The organism is Undibacterium sp. Ren11W (assembly GCF_049340485.1).
Taxonomy (GTDB): domain Bacteria; phylum Pseudomonadota; class Gammaproteobacteria; order Burkholderiales; family Burkholderiaceae_D; genus Undibacterium.
On the sequence record NZ_JBMPPB010000001.1, the window covers coordinates 799,778 to 819,126 of the forward strand.

A 19,349-nucleotide genomic window follows, 5' to 3' on the forward strand; every position below is an offset into this window, starting at 1 on the left:
CGATACTAGTTCTATGCACTAGAACGTGTCAATGCCTTAAAACGTTTTATGCAATAACACCTTGAACGTTAGGCGACATACAACTATCATCCGTACACCCGCCTAGAGATAGACGGCCTAGCCATAGACAAGGAGAAACTATGAACACAATGGACTATTTGAAACAGGCGAAAATCTGCCTAGGCATAGAGAGCGATTACGCGCTCGCTAAAGAGATTGGAATGTCACGAAGTAACATAAGTAGCCTAACAAACGGCAAGACAACAATGGGCGATGCAACGGCATTAAGCATTGCAAAAATAATAAAGAAAGAACCCGCAATAGTGCTGGCGGAGATGCACGCAGAACGCGAGAAAGACCCCGCATTAAAGGCTGTTTGGTTGTCCGTAATGGAAAAATTTTCCACGGGTTTTAAGACCCTCACATTATGCAGCACCCCGCGCCCAGCTTAGCTCTTGGCGTGATGATGTGAGGTAAAGGGTGCTAATTTCCAGAATATAAATTATGCGAAATGATGGATTATTTATCCGCTGAGAATAATTGTACTTTATTAATGTCCAGCATTCACAATTGGCTTATCTCCTAAGGCTGGTGCTGCGTTGGATTTTATTTCTGTGCCTGCATTAAGTATCTGCACAAAAATCTCATCCTTTTTAATCATTCCTAATTCAAAGCGAGCGCGCTCTTCAACTGCGCCTGTACCCAACTTTAAGTCTTCAACTTCAGAAGCGAGTTTATTATTTCGCTCTTTCAGCTCTTCGTTTTTATTTTGCGCTAATGTCACTTGTTTGTCCAAATCCCAAACGCGTAGCCAACCACCTTTGCCCAGCCAGAGTGGATATTGAATCAGCAATAATAAGGAGACCAACACGATGGCAAGTAAGCGCATTGAGTTTTAGTGTGTCAAAAAGAAAGACAATAAAAAGGGAGAACTGAGGTTCTCCCTTGATTCGAATATTGATTACTTCAAATTATAGAATGCGTCACGGCCAGGATAGCTCGCTACTTCACCCAAATCTTCTTCTATACGCAATAGTTGATTGTATTTTGCCATACGATCCGAACGGGACATCGACCCTGTTTTGATTTGCAAGGCGTTCATACCGACTGCGATATCGGCAATTGTGCTGTCTTCTGTCTCACCGGAACGATGTGAGATCACGGCCGTATAGCCGGCGCGCTTTGCCATTTCTATTGCCGCAAAAGTTTCGGTCAAGGTGCCGATTTGGTTGATCTTGATCAGAATAGAATTGGCAATGCCTTTTTGTATACCTTCTTTAAAAATCTTGGTGTTTGTCACAAACAAATCATCACCGACGATCTGCACGGTTTTTCCAAGTTTGTCAGTCAAGATTTTCCAGCCATCCCAGTCACCTTCGGCCATACCGTCTTCGATAGAGATAATAGGATATTTGTCGACCCAGGTCGCCAACAAATTAGTGAAATCAGTTGACGACAATGTCAGGCCTTCGCCTTCCAGATGATATTTGCCGTCTTTGTAAAATTCGCTAGCGGCGCAATCCAAACCGAGAGCGATCTGTGTACCTGGCTCATAGCCAGCCGCTTCGATCGCTTGAATAATCAATTTGATAGCAGATTCGTGGTTTTCAACCGATGGTGCAAAACCGCCTTCATCGCCAACAGCAGTGGTCAGACCTTTGTCGTGCAGGATTTTTTTCAGCGCATGAAATACTTCTGCGCCGTAACGTATAGCTTCGCGGAAGCTAGGTGCGCCAACCGGGATAATCATGAATTCTTGAATATCAAGATTGTTGTCAGCATGCGCACCACCGTTGATAACGTTCATCATCGGTACAGGCATTTGCATAGCACCAGAGCCACCAAAATAACGATATAAGGGCAAGCCAGCCTCTTCTGCGGCTGCTTTGGCAACAGCCATAGAGACGGCCAACATTGCATTCGCGCCTAAGCGTGATTTGTTTTCTGTGCCATCTAAATCGATCAAAGTGCGATCCAAAAATGCTTGTTCATTAGCATCTAAACCCATGATCGCTTCGGCTATTTCAGTGTTGATATTCTCGCAGGCTTTGAGTACGCCCTTACCTAGAAAACGTGACTTATCACCATCGCGCAATTCCATCGCTTCGCGGCTGCCGGTCGATGCACCTGAAGGTACAGAGGCACGCCCCATCACGCCAGATTCAAGCAAAACATCACATTCAACGGTAGGGTTACCACGTGAATCCATGATTTCACGACCGATAATATCAACAATAGCACTCATTCAATTCTCCTAAACGATCAATTTAATTAACAAATTCGCCAACAAAACAAAATAATGTGGTTTGGTTTCGCCGTTACATGCAACGGTTTTTTAGATAAAACGACATTTTGATTTTTGATAATGACAAGAATATGATGGCAGCGCTTGACGGCATTACTATCAGAGATTCTTTCGGTCGATAGACTCAAAAGCTTTTATCTTCACCGCCCGCAACTTGAGTCTGTACGGGCGGGACTTACATCACGCAATAAATCAAGTAAAACTGGATTCGAGGAACCCATTTTTCTTCACCACCCGGTCAAGGTCAATCAAAGTCGATAGTAATTCTTTCATGCGACCTAACGGAACCGCGTTAGGACCATCAGACATGGCCATTGCCGGGTTTGGATGGGTTTCCATAAATAGGCCAGAAACACCGACCGCAATTGCAGCACGTGCCAATACCGGAACGAATTCACGCTGTCCACCGGATGATGTACCCTGCCCGCCTGGCAACTGCACCGAGTGGGTGGCATCAAATACGATAGGGCAATTGGTTTCACGCATGATGGCAAGCGAACGCATATCGGATACCAAATTGTTGTAACCAAACGAGACTCCGCGTTCACATGCCATGAAAAGATCTTCGGACAAACCGACCTCTTTAGCTGCGGCACGGGCTTTGGCGATGACATTAATCATGTCGTGCGGTGCCAAAAACTGCCCTTTTTTAATATTGACCGGGATCCCCGATTGCGCACATGCTTGAATAAAATCAGTCTGGCGACATAAAAACGCTGGTGTCTGCAATACATCCACCACGGCTGCTACCGGTTTGATTTCGTCTATCGCATGGATATCGGTCAATACGGGCACATTCAATTGCTTTTTGACGTCAGCCAAAATTTCTAAGCCCTTCTCCATCCCTAACCCCCGAAAGGAGGTCCCGGATGAACGGTTAGCCTTATCGAAAGAGGATTTGTAAATGAAAGGGATACCTAAGGCAGTCGTCATTTCTTTCAAGGCGCCGGCAGTATCGAGCGCCATTTGATGGGACTCAATGACGCATGGGCCCGCAATGAGAAAGAAAGGATGGTCGAGGCCGACATCAAAACCGCAAAGCTTCATGTTATTGTCCGTTCGCTTTTTTATGGGCAATCGCCGCCTTGGCAAATGAGATGAACAAAGGATGTCCATCACGTGGCGTCGACTTGAACTCTGGATGATATTGCACGCCTAAATACCAAGGATGCACATCACGTGGCAACTCCATGATTTCGCACAGATCTTCAGTTGGTGTACGTGCAGAAACAATTAAACCTGCTTGTTCGACGCGCGCCAGATAATGATTGTTTGCTTCATAGCGATGACGATGGCGCTCGGTGACAACATTGCCGTAAATCTCAGCCGCCAATGTACCAGGATTTACTGCGCAAGTTTGCGCACCTAAACGCATGGTTCCACCCAAATCCGAATTCTCGTCGCGGGTTTCTACCTTGCCGTCATGGTTTTGCCATTCGTTAATCAAAGCCACTACCGGTTGTTCGGTTTCCATATCAAATTCGGTCGAATTTGCCATGGTTAAACCAGCCATATTGCGAGCGTATTCGATCAGCGCAACTTGCATTCCGAGGCAGATACCAAGGTAAGGAATTTTGTGTTCGCGCGCATAACGGGCCGCCATGATTTTGCCTTCAACACCACGCTTACCGAAACCGCCTGGCACCAGAATAGCATCGAATTTTTCTAGGGCCTTAGTACCGTGCGCCTCGATTTCTTCGGAGTCTACGTACTCGATATTCACACGGCTTTCTGTGTGTATACCTGCGTGACGCAAGGCTTCTGTCAATGATTTGTAAGACTCGGTCAAGTCGACATATTTACCGACCATGCCGATAGTGACTTCTTCTTTAGGATTCTCTAAAGCGTAAATCAGTTTGTCCCACATTTCCAGATTTGCCGGTTGCGGTGACAATGCCAACTTGTCGCAAACGATCTTATCCAGGCCTTGATCGTGCAACATTTGTGGAATCTTGTAGATGGTATCTGCATCCCAAACAGAGATGACTGCGTCTTCCGGCACGTTAGAGAACAGGGAGATTTTGGCGCGCTCATCATCCGGGATTGGGCGGTCGGCACGACACAATAAGGCATCAGGGAAAATACCGATTTCGCGCAATTTTTGCACGCTGTGCTGAGTAGGCTTGGTTTTTAATTCGCCAGCCGAGGCCAGGAAAGGCACTAGGGTCAAATGCACAAAGGCGGCAGAATGACGGCCAGCGCGCAAGCTCAATTGACGAGCCGCTTCCAAGAACGGCAAGGATTCGATATCGCCGACAGTACCGCCAATTTCGACCAGAGCTACATCGTAGCCGGTTGCGCCGCGATAGATGTAATCTTGAATTTCATTGGTGATGTGCGGAATAACCTGGACAGTTTTGCCCAAATACTCACCGCGACGTTCTTTACGAATCACAGATTCATAAATTTGACCGGTAGTGAAATTATTCACTTTTTTCATCTTGGCTGTGATGAAACGCTCGTAATGGCCCAAATCCAGATCGGTCTCAGCGCCGTCATCTGTGACGAACACTTCACCGTGCTGGAAAGGACTCATGGTGCCCGGATCAACGTTAATATACGGATCGAGCTTAAGCATGGTGACTTTAAGACCGCGCGATTCAAGAATCGCAGCGAGAGAGGCAGCAGCAATGCCTTTGCCTAATGAGGAGACTACGCCCCCAGTAACGAATACAAACTTGGTCATTGCAGAAGGTGCCAGACGGCACAAGCGGGAAATTCGAATTATACCCCACGTAGATACTGCAATGCCAATTCACAACAGATATTTTAATGTTTTATCTGTGCTTTTTATTAAAGTTACATGCCATAAATAAATTGTAAGCGAGCAAAATTTTGCGCACCTGTAGAATTATCCAACTCCTTAATTCCATTGCTACGGCGGATTATTGAGGCATACAAACCATATGTTGCACCACGCCATTGATAACCCAACTCCAGTTCCGTCACTGCCGATTTCGGATTTACTGCCAGTTGTTGATTATTGAAGTAGCCACCTTGCAGTGTAGCGTCATAGCCAATGGCTATTATTTCACCTCGTAAAAAACCATAATTCCCGGGTTGCTCGGGTAGCGCATTTAAGCTACCTAAACGCAAAATCGCCCCCACACTGGCATCGGTGAAGATATTCCCAAAACGCGCCTTGATACCAGGGCTCACATCGATATGCTGATTAATGGACCAGCGCGCTGGCCGCCATTCGCCAGATAAAACCACACCCCACTCTTGACGTAATTGTGTATCCCATCCCTGCGGCAAGGGCTGATCGAGCAGCTTATGCAATTGAGTCTGAGTCCGTCGCCCACCCGCGCAAGGACCGAAACATCCCAGATCCAAACCCAAACCCCATCCTTGCCCATTAGACTCACTCAGTTCTTTAAATATGCCGGTATACAACCAGCCTGCATACGGGTGGTCGATAGGCGAGAGCTGGTTCGGATACAGCTTGATATCTGAGGCAGTGTAAAGGTCTTGCGCGATTTTCCAGCCGTAGGTCAGAGATCGATTATCGCTATTGAGGACTTTTGAAATTGAAATTTGACTGCCGCTGGTATAAAAACCATCGTCTTTCTTCAATAATAAACTGTCATTATCTATCGCCAATTTATAAACCGTGCTTCCACTTGCAGAGACCCGACTCCACTCGTCCACAGATGGGAGGACATCTACAGCCAAACTTTGATTGCAGAGAGCGAAAAGTGAGATGATCAGGATAGTCGAAGCGCATTGGCGTTTGCCAATTAACTTTATTTGCATTTTGGCTGGCAGGTGCATTTTTTAGACCTTCAATTTAAATCCGTTAATCATCGCATGTACAGCATTAGCGGTCTCGGCAGGAACTTCCATCGGCAACAGATGCCCACCTGGAATTCTAACAAAATTTTTGCCGACTAATTTCCGGGTCGCCTCCAACCCGGCTTGTCGACACTCTACCGAGTCATCACCGCCGACAAAACCTATAGGCACCTTTACCCCTTGTCTGGCAATTGCGCCCAAATGATGCGGTAAGGTGCGATAAATTTGGCTCTCGATCTCACGCGTAAATCGTAAAGTGACACCCTCTTCGTGCGCACTCATCCCACAACTGACATAATCTTTCAGTACCTGCGTAGGCCAGATCGCAAACATCTCTTTACTGACAAAGTGTGCGTAAGCTTCAGCCTCATTTTTCCAGATATTTCTACGCTTTTCCGAAAAACGCGCTGGTGAAAATTTCTTATCCAGTCCAAATTTTTTAAATAAATTCAAGGTCAGGGCACGCCAACCACCAACCAAAGGTGAGTCGAGTACCACCACAGAACTGATCAAATCGGGACGCAGATGCGCGACCATAAATGCCAAAATTCCTCCCAGCGAATGGCCTACCAGGATAACGGGGCGTTGATATTGCTGCGTCAAGGTGTCTATCAATTCTTGCACCAGATGCGGCCAGCCGTCCGTCACTGGATATGCCGGATTATGCGCGTGGATCTCGAGGGCGCGCACATCATAATGCTCTCTAAGATGTTGAAAAAATACCGCATAGGTTCCAGCCGGAAAACTATTGGCATGAACAAAGTGAAGAATCGGCTTGCTGGCAATAGAAGTAGGTATCTGCATAAATAGGTATTGCACACACGATGCGAGTATCAATGTCGATACCAATAACGAGCATGTTCGGTGCGAAATTCGGAAATGACCAATGTTGTTCCGAATTGTAATGTGATTGCCCCTGCTTCGTCTGTTCTTAGACGGTTTACTCCAAAATCCGCATAGCGATCAAAGACTTCAGGTTTGGGGTGATGATAACGGTTTCTATATCCGACCTGAAATATGGCCACTTGAGGCTGAACCGCGCGCAAGAATGCGGCAGTTGATGAGGTACCGCTACCATGGTGCGGCGCCAGCAATACGGTACTGGCTAATTTGGGAGCTATGCTATTGAGCATTTCATCTTCCTGTATTGCCTCTATATCACCCGGCAACAAAAGTGAAAGAGTTGGCGTAGAAATTTTGAGCGTGCAGCTTCTGGCATTGGGTTTCCATTTATCACTGTCATAACTTGCTGCAGTTGGCTGCAGCATTTCAAAGCGCACCCCGTCCCACTCCCAAGCCTGGCCGGCAGTGCAACGACTATGTCTGGCAGCCTTAGTGACGATTGCGCTTTCATATTTTAATGAAGAACTCAATAAGGCCACTGGCAACGCAGCAAGTATGCTTAAAGCACCGCCTGAGTGATCGTTGTCATTGTGAGAGAGCACTAAAGTATCAAGATGTGAGATGCCGCGTGCATTGAAATAAGGAAGCACAACGCGGCTACCGCCATCTGACTCTGGAGAATAATAGGGGCCGGTGTCATACAACAAGCGATGCTGCGCAGTCTCCACCAGTACAGCCATGCCTTGGCCGACATCAAAGGCAGTCACCAGCATTTCTCCTTTCTTTTGCGCTACTTCGGTATTGATGAAAAGTGGAAAATAACAGAATAGACCTAGCCATCGCAATGGCCAACCACGTGGGGCCAATAGCCAAAGTGTCCCGAGTATGGCGACCAGAAATAGAAAAAAAGGCGGTATCGGAGCACGCCACACGGCAAAGTCATATTGACTCATTAACTCCAAAATTCGGGCCAAAACCAACACACAGAAATGAGCGAACTGCAATAGACCCAGTGAAAAAGGCGCAGGAAGCACACTACCTAGTAATGCTAGAGGCGTCACCACAAGACTAATCAATGGAATAGCGATAGCGTTAGCCAGTGGACTAATCAATGAAATCTGACCAAACAACAACATGGTTAACGGTAGTAGGCCCAAAGTCACCACATATTGGGTGCGACTTACCTCCCTCAGTAAAGCCAGCACCTTACTTCGCCAACCTACCTCTGAGCCGGGTGTGGACTGCGCACCAGCGGCAAATATCAACATCCCCACCGCCACAAACGACAACCAAAACCCTGGCCACAACACCGCCCATGGATCGACTAACAGTACCGCGAGCAAAGCCAGACATAAGATATGTGAGAGGCTAGTTAAACGACCGGCCCACATAGCCAGCGCCACCACCGTCAACATATATAGTGTACGTTGAGCTGGCACCCCGAACCCAGCTAGCGCCACATACAATAGTGCAATCGCGAATCCAGCCAAGGCGGCGACTTTTTGTGCAGGCAAATACAAGGGTAATTGGGCCTTGGTAAAAAAAGAATGTCGCCACAGGTAGTGCGTCAACCCTGCAAACAAGCCGGCCAGCATGGTGATGTGCAAACCTGAAATTGACACCAGATGAGATATACCTGTGCGATTGAATATTTTCCAATCTGATTGCGCGATCTCTCTTTGATCTCCGATCACCAGAGCGACTATCACGCCAGCATAAGGAGCGCCGATCAAGGCGCTTTGTATACGTTGCCGTAAATAGGATCGGCTCCGCTCTATCAGGTTATTCAGATTCCAGACAAAGGCATCAATACGCTGATTTTTATACGCACCGTCTGGCCTTACGATGCCGGTGGCGCGTAATTGTTGCTCTAATAGCCAGACCTCATAATCAAAACGACTCAAAGGATTGGCATTGCCATGAGGGCGCTTCAATCTAACGGTGAACTGCCAACGTTCTCCTGCATTGAGCACACCGATAGCACTTGTCGTCGCTGCCGAATCTGGTGATAAATACCAGGCCAGCGCGATGTTTTCGGGTAGCTTCGCCGCTAGTGCGGGCTCTGGTAGGGTTTGTTCAATCTTGAAATTGAAACGCACCCCTTGCTGAAAATGGTGTGGCAAGCTGCTGACTACACCGATCACAGTAATATCCCTGCCCTCCCACTCCTTTGGCAACTGCTCAGATAGATAGTAAGTAGCGAATAATGAGGCCCACACAAACCCTAATACCGCACCAAAGCCACATCCGCAGATGCGGTACGACCAGCGAAAAATAGCGTGTGACGCCAAGTCGTAAGCCTGGCCCAAACGCCATGTAAACAGTAATGCTGCAAGCCCGAGCAACAGACCAGCAAACAGTGCGTGTAGAGCTAGTAAATCGGCTTGTTGCTGCAAATATACGACACCAAGAACAAAGCCTATGATGGTCGTACGCATACGCTCAGTGTGCGTCTGATGATAGTGGGATTCTGGGCAAAACCATCCTGGGCAAAGCATCCATTACATTTGCGCTAGTCTGAGCTGCGACAAGCACTGGCGATACGCCGCGTAATTCAGCCAAAACTGCCCCGATTCTTGGCAACTCGACCGGACTGTTGATGCCGTGCGCCAGCCAATGAGGCGCAATATCGGGTGCATCGGTCTCGAGGACGATGGCATCAAGCGGCAAGCTCACTGCCAGTCTGCGGATTTGCAAAGCACGTGGGTAGGTCATCGCGCCGCCAAACCCCAGTTTAAATCCTAGTCCAATAAACGCCTGAGCCTGTTGCTCGCTGCCGTTAAATGCATGGGCAATGCCACCTGCGACTCTAATCCGCCTGCAGTGTTTTAGGATAATGTCTTGAGACCGGCGCACATGCATTAATATCGGCAGATCGAAATCACGGGCGATTTTTAATTGCTCAGTGAAGAAGAATTCTTGTTTTTCTTTTAAAGGACTTTGGGTAAGGGCGGGCACAAAAAAATCTAAGCCTATCTCGCCGATTCCGACAAACCCTGATGCTAATTCCGGCATTGAGATTAAAGTTTGAATATTTTTTCGTAATGCCTGCAAATCATCCTCATGTGCGTCAGGCACATACATGGGGTGTATTCCTAAGGTGTAGAAGCATGTTGTCGCCTGCTGCGCCAACTCGGCCACAATCGAAAAATTACTAGGATGTACTGCCGGTATCACTATGGCTGACACTCCAGCTGAGGCCGCTTGCTGTGCCAAAACAAGAGATTGCCCGGAAAATTCAGCAGCATCCAAATGGCAATGGCTATCGATCCACATACGAGCGCATCCTAAAAATTTATTTGGAATTCAATAAGAGCTAGGCAGCAAAGATTCATTCTTATTTAATGCCATGCCCTGTCGCGCAATATCCATGCGGGTTTCCAGCCTATCTGGCCTGTAGGGCGCATGGATACTGCGCAACAGGGCATGTCGATTTTAAAAAAACCGCGACGAACTGAACGGCTCGGCACGAAGACATGACTACATTTCTTGCTGCGAACGTTGCCGGTCTTCTTCCTCACGTCTGGCCAGTTGGATCTCGTGCAAAACCGCACCGACATTGGCTGGACGTTTTTCTGCTGCGACGCGCCCTGTTAACGCTGTGTCTGTTCTCAGCAAGCCTGCCGTATACAAAGCCCACATTTCCTTGCCGTACTGCGTGTGATTTAGCTGCGGTGCGAAACGCCCGAAATAACTGGCAAGATTAGCCACGTCGCGCTCTAGCAAAACGGCCGCTTCTGTATTGCTGGCGGCATCAATGGCTTGGGGCAGATCGATAATCACAGGGCCATCGGCGTCGACTAAAATATTAAATTCAGACAAATCCCCATGTATCACGCCTGCACACAGCATCAAGACTACTTGATGCAAGAGTTGCGCGTGGTAATCCAATGCTTGAGACTCGCTGAGTTCTACGTCGTTGAGCCTAGGCGCCGCGTTGCCAGCGGCGTCGGTTACCAGATCCATCAGCAGTACACCCTCAAAACAGATGTAAGGCTTAGGTACCCTGACGCCAGCTGCCGCCAGACGATACAGTGCATCGACTTCGGCGTTTTGCCAAGCTTCTTCTTGCATCTTACGTCCATAGCGTGTGCCTTTTTCCATGGCGCGCGCCTGCCGGCTATTCTTTACTTTGCGACCTTCTTGATACGATGCTGCTTGATGGAAGCTACGTTGATTAGCTTCTTTATATACTTTTGCACAGCGGATTTCTTCGCCGCAGCGCACTACATACACGGTCGCCTCTTTGCCGCTCATGAGTTGACGCAGCACATCATCGACCAATCCCTCTTCTACCAGTGGCTGTATTCTTTTTGGTGTTTTCATTGAGTACGAAAGAGTTTGAATTTCTAATTTAGTTTGTAAGACGAAGGTGAAAATACAGAGTTGAAGAAGGAATTTTTTTTCCTGGATCCTTCATCAAGAAAATATTAACCATGCATCACTATGGCATTATTGAACTAGCATGTAAAACATCTGAGTACGAATAGTACCAAGATGCACGCTAGACTGTCGGTCTGATCTATAACTGTTCTATAATATGCGGGTAAGTTAGCGACAATATCGTTGTTCACGTCCACTACCGGAGCCAAAATCATGAGCAAAGCCCAAGACAGTAAAAAAGCGGTAAAAAAAGAACCAGCAAAATCGCCGAAAGAAAAAAAAGAAGCGAAAAAACTGAAAAAAGAAGCGACCAAGCATCAATAGTAGCTGCAATGACTCGTGCTAAGTTTGATCGTTTTTCGGCAAACTTTGACGAGTCACATTTTTTCGTCCACTCGAGCTGTTGAACACTCACTCATTCGCTTAGTCGTCCTGATCGGGATCCATCTCAGGAAATAACACTTCAGTGTAGCCAAATTGAGTGAGGTCTCTGATGCGCGTGGGGTATAACTTGCCATCGAGATGATCGCACTCATGCTGCACCACCCGCGCATGGAATCCATCTACATCGCGGCATATGCTCTCACCGTATTGATTCATTCCCTGATAGCGTAATTTACTCCAACGCGGCACCAACCCACGCAGACCAGGGACCGATAAGCACCCTTCCCAGGCCTCGTCTATCTCCTCGGATAAGGGAGTCAGTACCGGATTAATTAACACCGTCTCTGGCACGGTAGGCGCATCTGGGTAACGCTGATTATTCTTAAAACCGAAAATAACCAGGCGTAAATCCACGCCAATTTGTGGCGCAGCCAAACCGGCCCCATTTGCGTGCGCCATCGTTTCAAACATGTCCGCAATCAAGGCCAATAATTCAGGGGTATTAAACTCTGAAACCGGCTGTGCAACGCGCAGCAAGCGCGCGTCTCCCATTTTTAGTATTGGATGAATCATAGCGAGCACCTTTTTGAGCTAAACAAGATAAAAAAATTGGCAGTATCGTAGAGGCATGTTATTGCTCTGGTATCGAGTTACACAATTGTTGCAACTCACTTTCAGTTAATACGGGAATATTCAATTCTCGGGCTTTTAATAGCTTACTTCCGGCATCATCACCAGCAACTACGTAACTGGTTTTTTTCGACACGGAGCCTGCTACTTTACCACCGTTTTTCTCTATCAACGCGCTCGCTAGCTCGCGGCTTAAATTTGGCAAACTGCCAGTCAACACCAAGGTTTTTCCTAGTAGTGGCAAGCTAGTATCGTTGAACTGATTCACTTTCGGCCAATGTACACCGGATGCAATCAATTGCCTGACTATGTCCACATTTTGCTGGTCAGCGAAAAATTGTAAAAGAGATTTCGCGACAACCGGACCAACCTCAGTAACATTCAATAATCGTTCTTCATTGGCCGTCATCAGCGCATCAATATCAGCAAAACTAAGTGCCAGATCTTTTGCTGTAGTCTCACCCACGTGGCGTATACCTAAGGCATAAATAAAACGTGCAAGGCTAGTCGATTTCGAGCTTTCTAATGCTGCCAGAATATTTGCCGCCGATTTCTCTGCCATTCTATCCATCGTCAGCAAGGTGACAGCATCCAATTGGTAAAGGTCGGCGGCGGTAGTGATCAACTGCTTGTCTACTAATTGTTCAATTAATTGCTCACCGACGCCATCAATGTTCATCGCCTTACGCGAGGCGAAATGAAACAAAGCACCTTTTTTTTGCGCAGCACATTTCAGCCAACCGCCTGAGCAGCGCGCAATGGCTTCATCTTCAAGCTTGACGATCAAAGATCCGCAGATGGGACATAGGCTAGGCATAACAAAAACAGCAGCATTCGCGGGGCGTCTATCGATTAAACTCGCCACCACTTCAGGGATCACATCTCCAGCTCGTCTGACGCTTACCGTGTCGCCTATACGTATGTCTTTTCTTTGAATTTCTTCCTCGTTATGCAAGGTAGCGTTGGTCACCGTAACACCGCCGACAAAGACCGGTGCGAGTCTGGCAACGGGCGTGATGGCGCCGGTTCTGCCAACTTGAACCTCGATATCTAACACCGTTGTCAAAGCTTCTTGCGCAGGGAATTTATGTGCGATCGCAAAACGCGGCGCGCGCGAGACGAAACCTAGTTTTTCTTGAGCAGAAAATGCATTGATTTTGTACACCACACCATCTATCTCGTAGGCTAACGAGGTGCGTTTTTGCTGAATTTGCGTATAAAACGACAGCAAAGCATCAGCTCCTCGCACGACGGCATTTTCTTCACAGACTGGGATGCCTAAAGAACGATACCAGTCGAGCAAGTCGCGATGAGAGAGCGGCAGATAGTCAGCCTCCAGCGCGCCTATGCCATAGGCGAAAAAACGCAGGCTGCGCTGCGAGGTAATCTTAGAATCAAGTTGACGCAAACTGCCAGCAGCAGCATTACGAGGGTTAGCAAATTCTTTGTTACCGGCGCTGCGTTGACGTTGATTTAAACTATCAAAATCGGCTTTAAACATCAGCACTTCACCGCGCACGTCCAGGAGCGCAGGTGGATGCTCAGTATTTAGGCGCAAGGGAATACTGCGAATAGTACGAATATTTTCAGTGACATCTTCTCCGGTATAACCATCACCACGTGTCGCCGCTTGTGCAAATACCCCATCGATATAACGCAAATTAATTGCTAAGCCATCGAATTTCAAGTCTATGGCGTATTCAAGTTCTTCTTGCGCCCCCAAGCCATCTTTAGCGCGTTTATCAAAAGCCATGATGTCGGCCACATCAAAACCATTATTCAAAGACAGCATAGGCACAGCATGTTGCACCTGACTGAACTCAGGCAGCGCCACGCCACCCACCCGTTGAGTGGGCGTGTCTTTAGTAATTAATTCAGGATGTGCCAATTCTAATGTTTGCAGCTCTAAGAACAAGGCATCGTATTCCGCGTCGGGAACTAAGGGGGCATCGGCGACATAATATGCATGGGCATGGCGATTAATTTCCTGACGTAATTGTGCCGCACGGCTAGCAGGGGTACTTAGCAAACGGTCGGCACTTTCAGGTGCCGTAAAAAAATCATCTTGCATAGGACTAACTAAACAAACGTTGTGCGCGCAAAGATCCTGCCGGAATTTGCGACTCTGCCATCGCAGTGTAAAATTCACTTACCTGTTCAGCGATTTCATCGAGCGCAGCTTTGGAAATTGCTTGATTTCCATCGTCGACCACGGTGCCTCCCAATCTTGCAGAAAGAGATCTGGCGCAGGCCGACATCGCGCCAAAGCCATCTCGCTCTGGCGCCACGCACGGGACATCAAGCAACAGAGTCAACCGTGAAGTTAGGCTATCACTAACACTGACATTGGTCGACAAACTAAATAGTACGCCACCGTCACCATCAGGCATCACCAGACGACCGTCAGGCCGCACGTCAAAGCCTTGTTTTTCTAAGGCCGCCAGTAAAGTATTAATCGCCCAAGGGGCTCCATTAGCCAAGATATTTACACTAAGCTGTGCATCATGTTCAGATACGAATTGATGTAAATCTCTGGCCGATGCCATGACCTGATTCATATCGGGAATATCCGAATGGGCATTTAGTCTGTCGCCGATTTCACGCAATTTGCTAACAAATTCAGAATATTCAAGTTCATTAAGTGGCCCGGCCCGGCTTACCATCTGCACACCCGCAAACAGTGCCGTAAATACACCGCCATGAGCGATTTCTTCGCGGTCACCATCGTGACCTAAACCTACAAAATGCACCGGCTTTTTGCCCACATAGCGTAAAGAGTTGATCTCAGTGAGCAATTTTTCTCCACGTATCGGAGTATCAAATTCCAAAGGAATGATGCAATCGATTAGCTCGTCAACTGCTAGCTCTTTTTCTTGCTGTAGCGTTCTTTGCGGCAGTGGTGCCTGATGTGAAACCGACTCGGCAGGCGTTTGCTGAATGCTCGGATCGAAATCCATGTGCGGCTCATGCCGCATATGAACTTCGGCCGAGCTAGGTGTTAAATCGGCATTCATTAGTACATCGTCATGTGCGCCGGAGAACGCCTGATCCATATTTTTTTTCGCTTTATGCTCCTGCCACTTGTTAAATATAAGTACACCAACAACAAAGGTGCCTCCCATCGCTACCAAACCTAATTGAAAATCTGTCATGCTGCTTGTACCTCACCGACTAAGTGTGCCGCGGATTCCATATCCACTGCGACAATACGAGAAACTCCCTGTTCTTGCATGGTCACGCCTATCAACTGTTGCGCCATTTCCATTGCAATTTTATTGTGAGAGATAAACAAAAATTGTGTGTTCTTTGACATACGTTTTACCATATTACAGAATCGTTCAGTATTTGAATCATCCAGCGGAGCGTCAACCTCATCCAATAGGCAAAATGGTGCTGGGTTTAGCTGAAACATAGAAAACACCAATGCTGTTGCGGTCAGGGCTTTTTCGCCACCGGAAAGCAAATGTATCGTGGCATTCTTTTTACCAGGCGGTTGTGCCATTACCTGTACGCCTGAATCAAGAATTTCGTCACCAGTCATAATTAATTTTGCCTGCCCACCTCCAAATAAAATGGGGAACAGCTCGGCAAAATGATGATTCACCTTATCAAAGGTGTCTTGCAACAGATCACGGGTCTCAATATCAATTTTATGTATGGCGTCTTGTAACGTGGTAATTGCCTCGGTTAAATCGGCAAACTGCGAGTCAAGAAAAGTCTTGCGTTCTTTAGCTTGCTGCAATTCATCGAGCGCAGCCATATTCACGGCGCCGAGAGCTGCGATCGCATTGTTTAAGCGGGTGAGCTCACCCTGCAAATAGGACGCCTTCATTTCCGCATGAAGTTTCGATTCTAAAGCCAACTCATCGACTTCAAAATTAGCTAATTGTTCAGCGTATTGTTCCTGATTAAGTCGGGCTGCCTGCTCTTTGAGTTGCAACTCCATGATGCGCTCACGTTGTGGTTGGAAGCTTCTTTCCAGCTGCATTTTCGCTTCTTCGCTTTGACGTAATTTTTGCGTTAGTTGATCAAGCTCATGCCGCGCATCGGCCAAAACTCTTTCTTGATCACTGCGCTTATCCAATAGCGATTGTAGCCCCGTCAAGGCTGCCTGATCGTCCATAGACTCCAGCTCTAGTTTGCCTTGCTGCATGGTGGCAAACAATTGTCCCGCTTGCTCTACCGCAGTGGCGCTACTGCGTTTTAGTTCATCAATTTTGTTACGTTGGGTTTTCTCTGTGAAGGCGATCTCTTGCGCCGCCAACTCCAGATCACGCAGACGCAGACGCGCATCGTTTAGTTTTTGCTCGTTTTCGAGATACAGGGTTTGACCATTTTCATGAGTTTCCTGCAACTCTGCCAGTTCCATATCAAGGATTTCAAATTTTTCTTCAGATTCAGCTTTGGCTTGTTGTTGATCGCTCTCTTGTTCCGTAATCTCGGCTAAGTCGCTGGAAATCTGTGTACTTCTTTGATTAAAACGTTCCTGCACTTCTGACAGTTTCATCAATTCAATTTGTTGTGCGTGCAGCGACTGAGTCAGGCTCGCCACTTTTTGTCGCAATTCCTGCAAAGATAAAGTTGCCTGTGTGTGCAAAGATTCGGCACGCACCACACGATTTTTTCCTTCATCAGCTAATAATTGCTGAGCACGACATTGTTTACCTACATTTTCAATTTCTTGCTGGCGTGCCAGCACCCCTTCTTGCTCAGAATCTGCAGCAAAAAAACGTACACTAGTTTGGCTAACGATATGCCCTTGCTTGGTAATGAAGCATGCTCCTTGAGGTAACTTAGTGCGATCAGCAAATGCAGTACTAACGTCCTCCGCGATATACACTTGATGTAACCAGTCGTTCATCAAACTACGCAAGCCCGCCTCATTGAGTTGTAAGAGGTCGACCAAGGCGCGCAATCCTGGCGCAGGAGTGAATTGATTCGGGGTAATGACAGGAGAATAAAGTGCCAATTTAGCCGGTGGTGCATCGTTAAAAAAAGCCTTTGCCCAATCTAGATTGGATACTTCTAGTGCAGCAGTACGCTCTCTGAGTATGGATTCTAAGGCGGATTCCCAACCAGCTTGTATATGCAGCTTTTTCCATAATTTTGGCAAGCTGGCTAATTCATGCTTTTCCAACCAAGGTTGCACCTTACCTTGGCTCTGGACCTTTTCTTGCAACGATTTCAAAGCCATCAGGCGTGCATCGAGTTGGGCAAACTGCGCCGCATCCTGATTGTTTTGCTGTTGTGCCGCGCGTCGTTCGTCGTCTAAATGCGGCAGGCGCTCCTGAGCCTCTTCCAATTGCATGGTCGCCTCTTCCAGCGACTGTTTTTTTTCTTCGACTTGCATAGATAAATTTTGCAAATGCGAAGTATCTGGCAAGGCTAAGCTTAGTTTTTCTTGCACTAAACGTTCACGCCTTGCCGTAAGAGTGCTCAAAATACCCGATGCATTGCGTTGATGCGCAGACTCTAACTCTATCTGCTGTTGGCATTGCATAATCTTGGCACGCGATTCTGTGGTCTTAACTTGGGCATTGCGCCAGATTTGCTCTAATTCTGGCAATTTATCGTTGTGCTGCTGCGCGATTTCCTGTGCCTGCTCAGAACGCATGGCCAACTCTTCCACCTGAATTTCTATCTCGGCCAAATCCTCGTGAAACTGCTCACCTTGCCGCTGCCAGTGATCGCGCTGAGCAGTCAACGACGCCAGTTGCGCCTGTAGACGACTGCGTGATTCAATCACAAACTTAATTTCGGCTTCCAGGCTGCCAATTTCGGCATTGGTTTGATATAAATGTCCCTGTGCCTGATGCATCTTGTCGCCAACGGCATAGTGAGCTTGACGCATATGATCCAGCTCCAACTCTACATGCCGCAGTTTGGCGGTTTGCTCTTCCATATCGAGTTGCGACTTCTCAATTTCAGCGAAATACTTTTGCTGTTCAGCTCCAGCCTCTTTCTTGCGCAATAACCAGAGTAGTTTTTGTTTTTCTTCTTGATCTGATTGCAAAGCGTTGTACTTGTTCGCCACTGCCGCTTGCGCCTCGAGCTTTTCAAGATTTGCATTGAGTTCGCGCAAGATGTCCTCTACCCGAACCAGATTTTCATTAGTATCTTGTATGCGATTTTCCGTCTCCCTACGCCGTTCTTTGTAGCGCGAAACGCCGGCAGCTTCTTCCAGGAAAATACGTAATTCTTCTGGCCGAGCTTCAATGATGCGAGAAATCATTCCCTGACCAATAATCGCGTATGCGCGCGGGCCTAATCCTGTACCGAGAAAAATATCTTGTATGTCACGTCGCCGCACCGGCTGACCGTTGATGTAATAAGTAGAGGTGCCATCCCTGGTTAAGGTTCGCTTAACCGCGATCTCTGCATATTGACCCCATTGCCCCGCCGCTTTTCCTAAACTATTGTCAAAAATCAGTTCAACCGAGGCCCGTCCTGCCGGTTTTCTGTGGGTAGATCCGTTAAAAATAACGTCTTGCATCGATTCGCCGCGCAACTCTGAGGCTTTCGATTCGCCCAGAACCCAGCGAACAGCATCAATAATATTCGATTTCCCACAACCATTAGGACCGACCACTCCGACTAACTGCCCTGGCACCTGGAAATTGGTGGCATCCACAAAGGACTTGAATCCCGATAATTTAAGAGAAGATAAGCGCACGTTATTTAGATTTATGGTCTTTTAAAAGAGATGCTAAAAAATATCGCTTCAGCATTTGACATATTCAGTATTAATTCAGTTTCGTTTTACGCCGACCAAACAACACGAAGCTAGCAATAAGCATAAGTATCATATCATTTTGACGGGTCTGATTTTTCATTTTTAACGCTTTTTAAACATGACTAGAAACTTAATTCAAACTTACAGTCCACGCTATCTCACTGCTACAGAGGCGGTATAATACGGCAAATACCCCCATAAAGATAAGCGAGCTGCCACCACAAATTGCAGACCTGATTATCAATTGCCTGCTTTTGCTTTTATATTTCTAAGTTG

14 protein-coding genes are annotated in these 19,349 nt (G+C 47.3%); 1 reads left to right on the plus strand and 13 read right to left on the minus strand.

All coding sequences use genetic code 11. From position 1 onward, the window contains the following. Window positions 1-140: 140 nt before the first annotated feature. Window positions 141-452, plus strand: a complete 312-nt coding sequence (locus tag ACO0K8_RS03690) for a DUF3693 domain-containing protein (RefSeq protein WP_422945267.1) — start codon at window positions 141-143, stop codon at window positions 450-452. A 98-nt stretch (window positions 453-550) separates the two neighbouring features. On the opposite strand, the gene ftsB is transcribed toward ACO0K8_RS03690, so the two are convergent. The 13 genes from ftsB to smc form a co-directional block, all read right to left on the minus strand. Continuing rightward, window positions 551-889, minus strand: a complete 339-nt coding sequence (gene ftsB, locus ACO0K8_RS03695; RefSeq protein WP_422945268.1) for a cell division protein FtsB — start codon at window positions 887-889, stop codon at window positions 551-553. A gap of 72 nt (window positions 890-961) precedes the next feature. Continuing rightward, a complete protein-coding gene (gene eno / locus ACO0K8_RS03700; RefSeq protein ID WP_422945269.1) occupies window positions 962-2,245 on the minus strand; it encodes a phosphopyruvate hydratase in 1,284 nt (427 codons plus the stop codon). Between the two features lie 252 nt (window positions 2,246-2,497). Beyond that, window positions 2,498-3,352 carry a 3-deoxy-8-phosphooctulonate synthase gene (gene kdsA / locus ACO0K8_RS03705; RefSeq protein ID WP_422945270.1) on the minus strand — a complete coding sequence of 285 codons (855 nt, stop codon included), beginning with the start codon at window positions 3,350-3,352 and terminating at the stop codon, window positions 2,498-2,500. Between the two features lies 1 nt (window position 3,353). Beyond that, complete coding sequence (locus ACO0K8_RS03710) at window positions 3,354-4,991, minus strand: CTP synthase (RefSeq protein ID WP_422945271.1); 1,638 nt, start codon at window positions 4,989-4,991, stop codon at window positions 3,354-3,356. Window positions 4,992-5,104: 113 nt separating this feature from the next. Then, window positions 5,105-6,079 carry a lipid A deacylase LpxR family protein gene (locus ACO0K8_RS03715; RefSeq protein WP_422945272.1) on the minus strand — a complete coding sequence of 325 codons (975 nt, stop codon included), beginning with the start codon at window positions 6,077-6,079 and terminating at the stop codon, window positions 5,105-5,107. A 3-nt stretch (window positions 6,080-6,082) separates the two neighbouring features. After that, a complete protein-coding gene (locus tag ACO0K8_RS03720) occupies window positions 6,083-6,904 on the minus strand; it encodes an alpha/beta fold hydrolase (RefSeq protein WP_422945273.1) in 822 nt (273 codons plus the stop codon). A gap of 29 nt (window positions 6,905-6,933) precedes the next feature. After that, window positions 6,934-9,381, minus strand: a complete 2,448-nt coding sequence (locus ACO0K8_RS03725; protein ID WP_422945274.1) for a DNA internalization-related competence protein ComEC/Rec2 — start codon at window positions 9,379-9,381, stop codon at window positions 6,934-6,936. Window positions 9,382-9,385: 4 nt separating this feature from the next. Then, a complete protein-coding gene (locus ACO0K8_RS03730) occupies window positions 9,386-10,219 on the minus strand; it encodes a TatD family hydrolase (protein WP_422945275.1) in 834 nt (277 codons plus the stop codon). Between the two features lie 204 nt (window positions 10,220-10,423). Further along, complete coding sequence (locus ACO0K8_RS03735; protein ID WP_422945276.1) at window positions 10,424-11,269, minus strand: PA4780 family RIO1-like protein kinase; 846 nt, start codon at window positions 11,267-11,269, stop codon at window positions 10,424-10,426. A 480-nt stretch (window positions 11,270-11,749) separates the two neighbouring features. Then, a complete protein-coding gene (gene def, locus ACO0K8_RS03740; RefSeq protein WP_422945277.1) occupies window positions 11,750-12,283 on the minus strand; it encodes a peptide deformylase in 534 nt (177 codons plus the stop codon). Window positions 12,284-12,341: 58 nt separating this feature from the next. Continuing rightward, window positions 12,342-14,411, minus strand: a complete 2,070-nt coding sequence (gene ligA, locus ACO0K8_RS03745; protein WP_422945279.1) for an NAD-dependent DNA ligase LigA — start codon at window positions 14,409-14,411, stop codon at window positions 12,342-12,344. Window positions 14,412-14,415: 4 nt separating this feature from the next. Further along, on the minus strand, window positions 14,416-15,492 hold the full coding sequence (locus ACO0K8_RS03750) for a cell division protein ZipA C-terminal FtsZ-binding domain-containing protein (protein WP_422945280.1): 1,077 nt from the start codon (window positions 15,490-15,492) through the stop codon (window positions 14,416-14,418). After that, window positions 15,489-19,013: a chromosome segregation protein SMC gene (gene smc, locus ACO0K8_RS03755; protein ID WP_422945281.1), complete on the minus strand. Its 3,525-nt coding sequence runs from the start codon at window positions 19,011-19,013 to the stop codon at window positions 15,489-15,491. The genes ACO0K8_RS03750 and smc overlap by 4 nt, the downstream gene beginning before the upstream one ends. Window positions 19,014-19,349 lie beyond the last annotated feature (336 nt).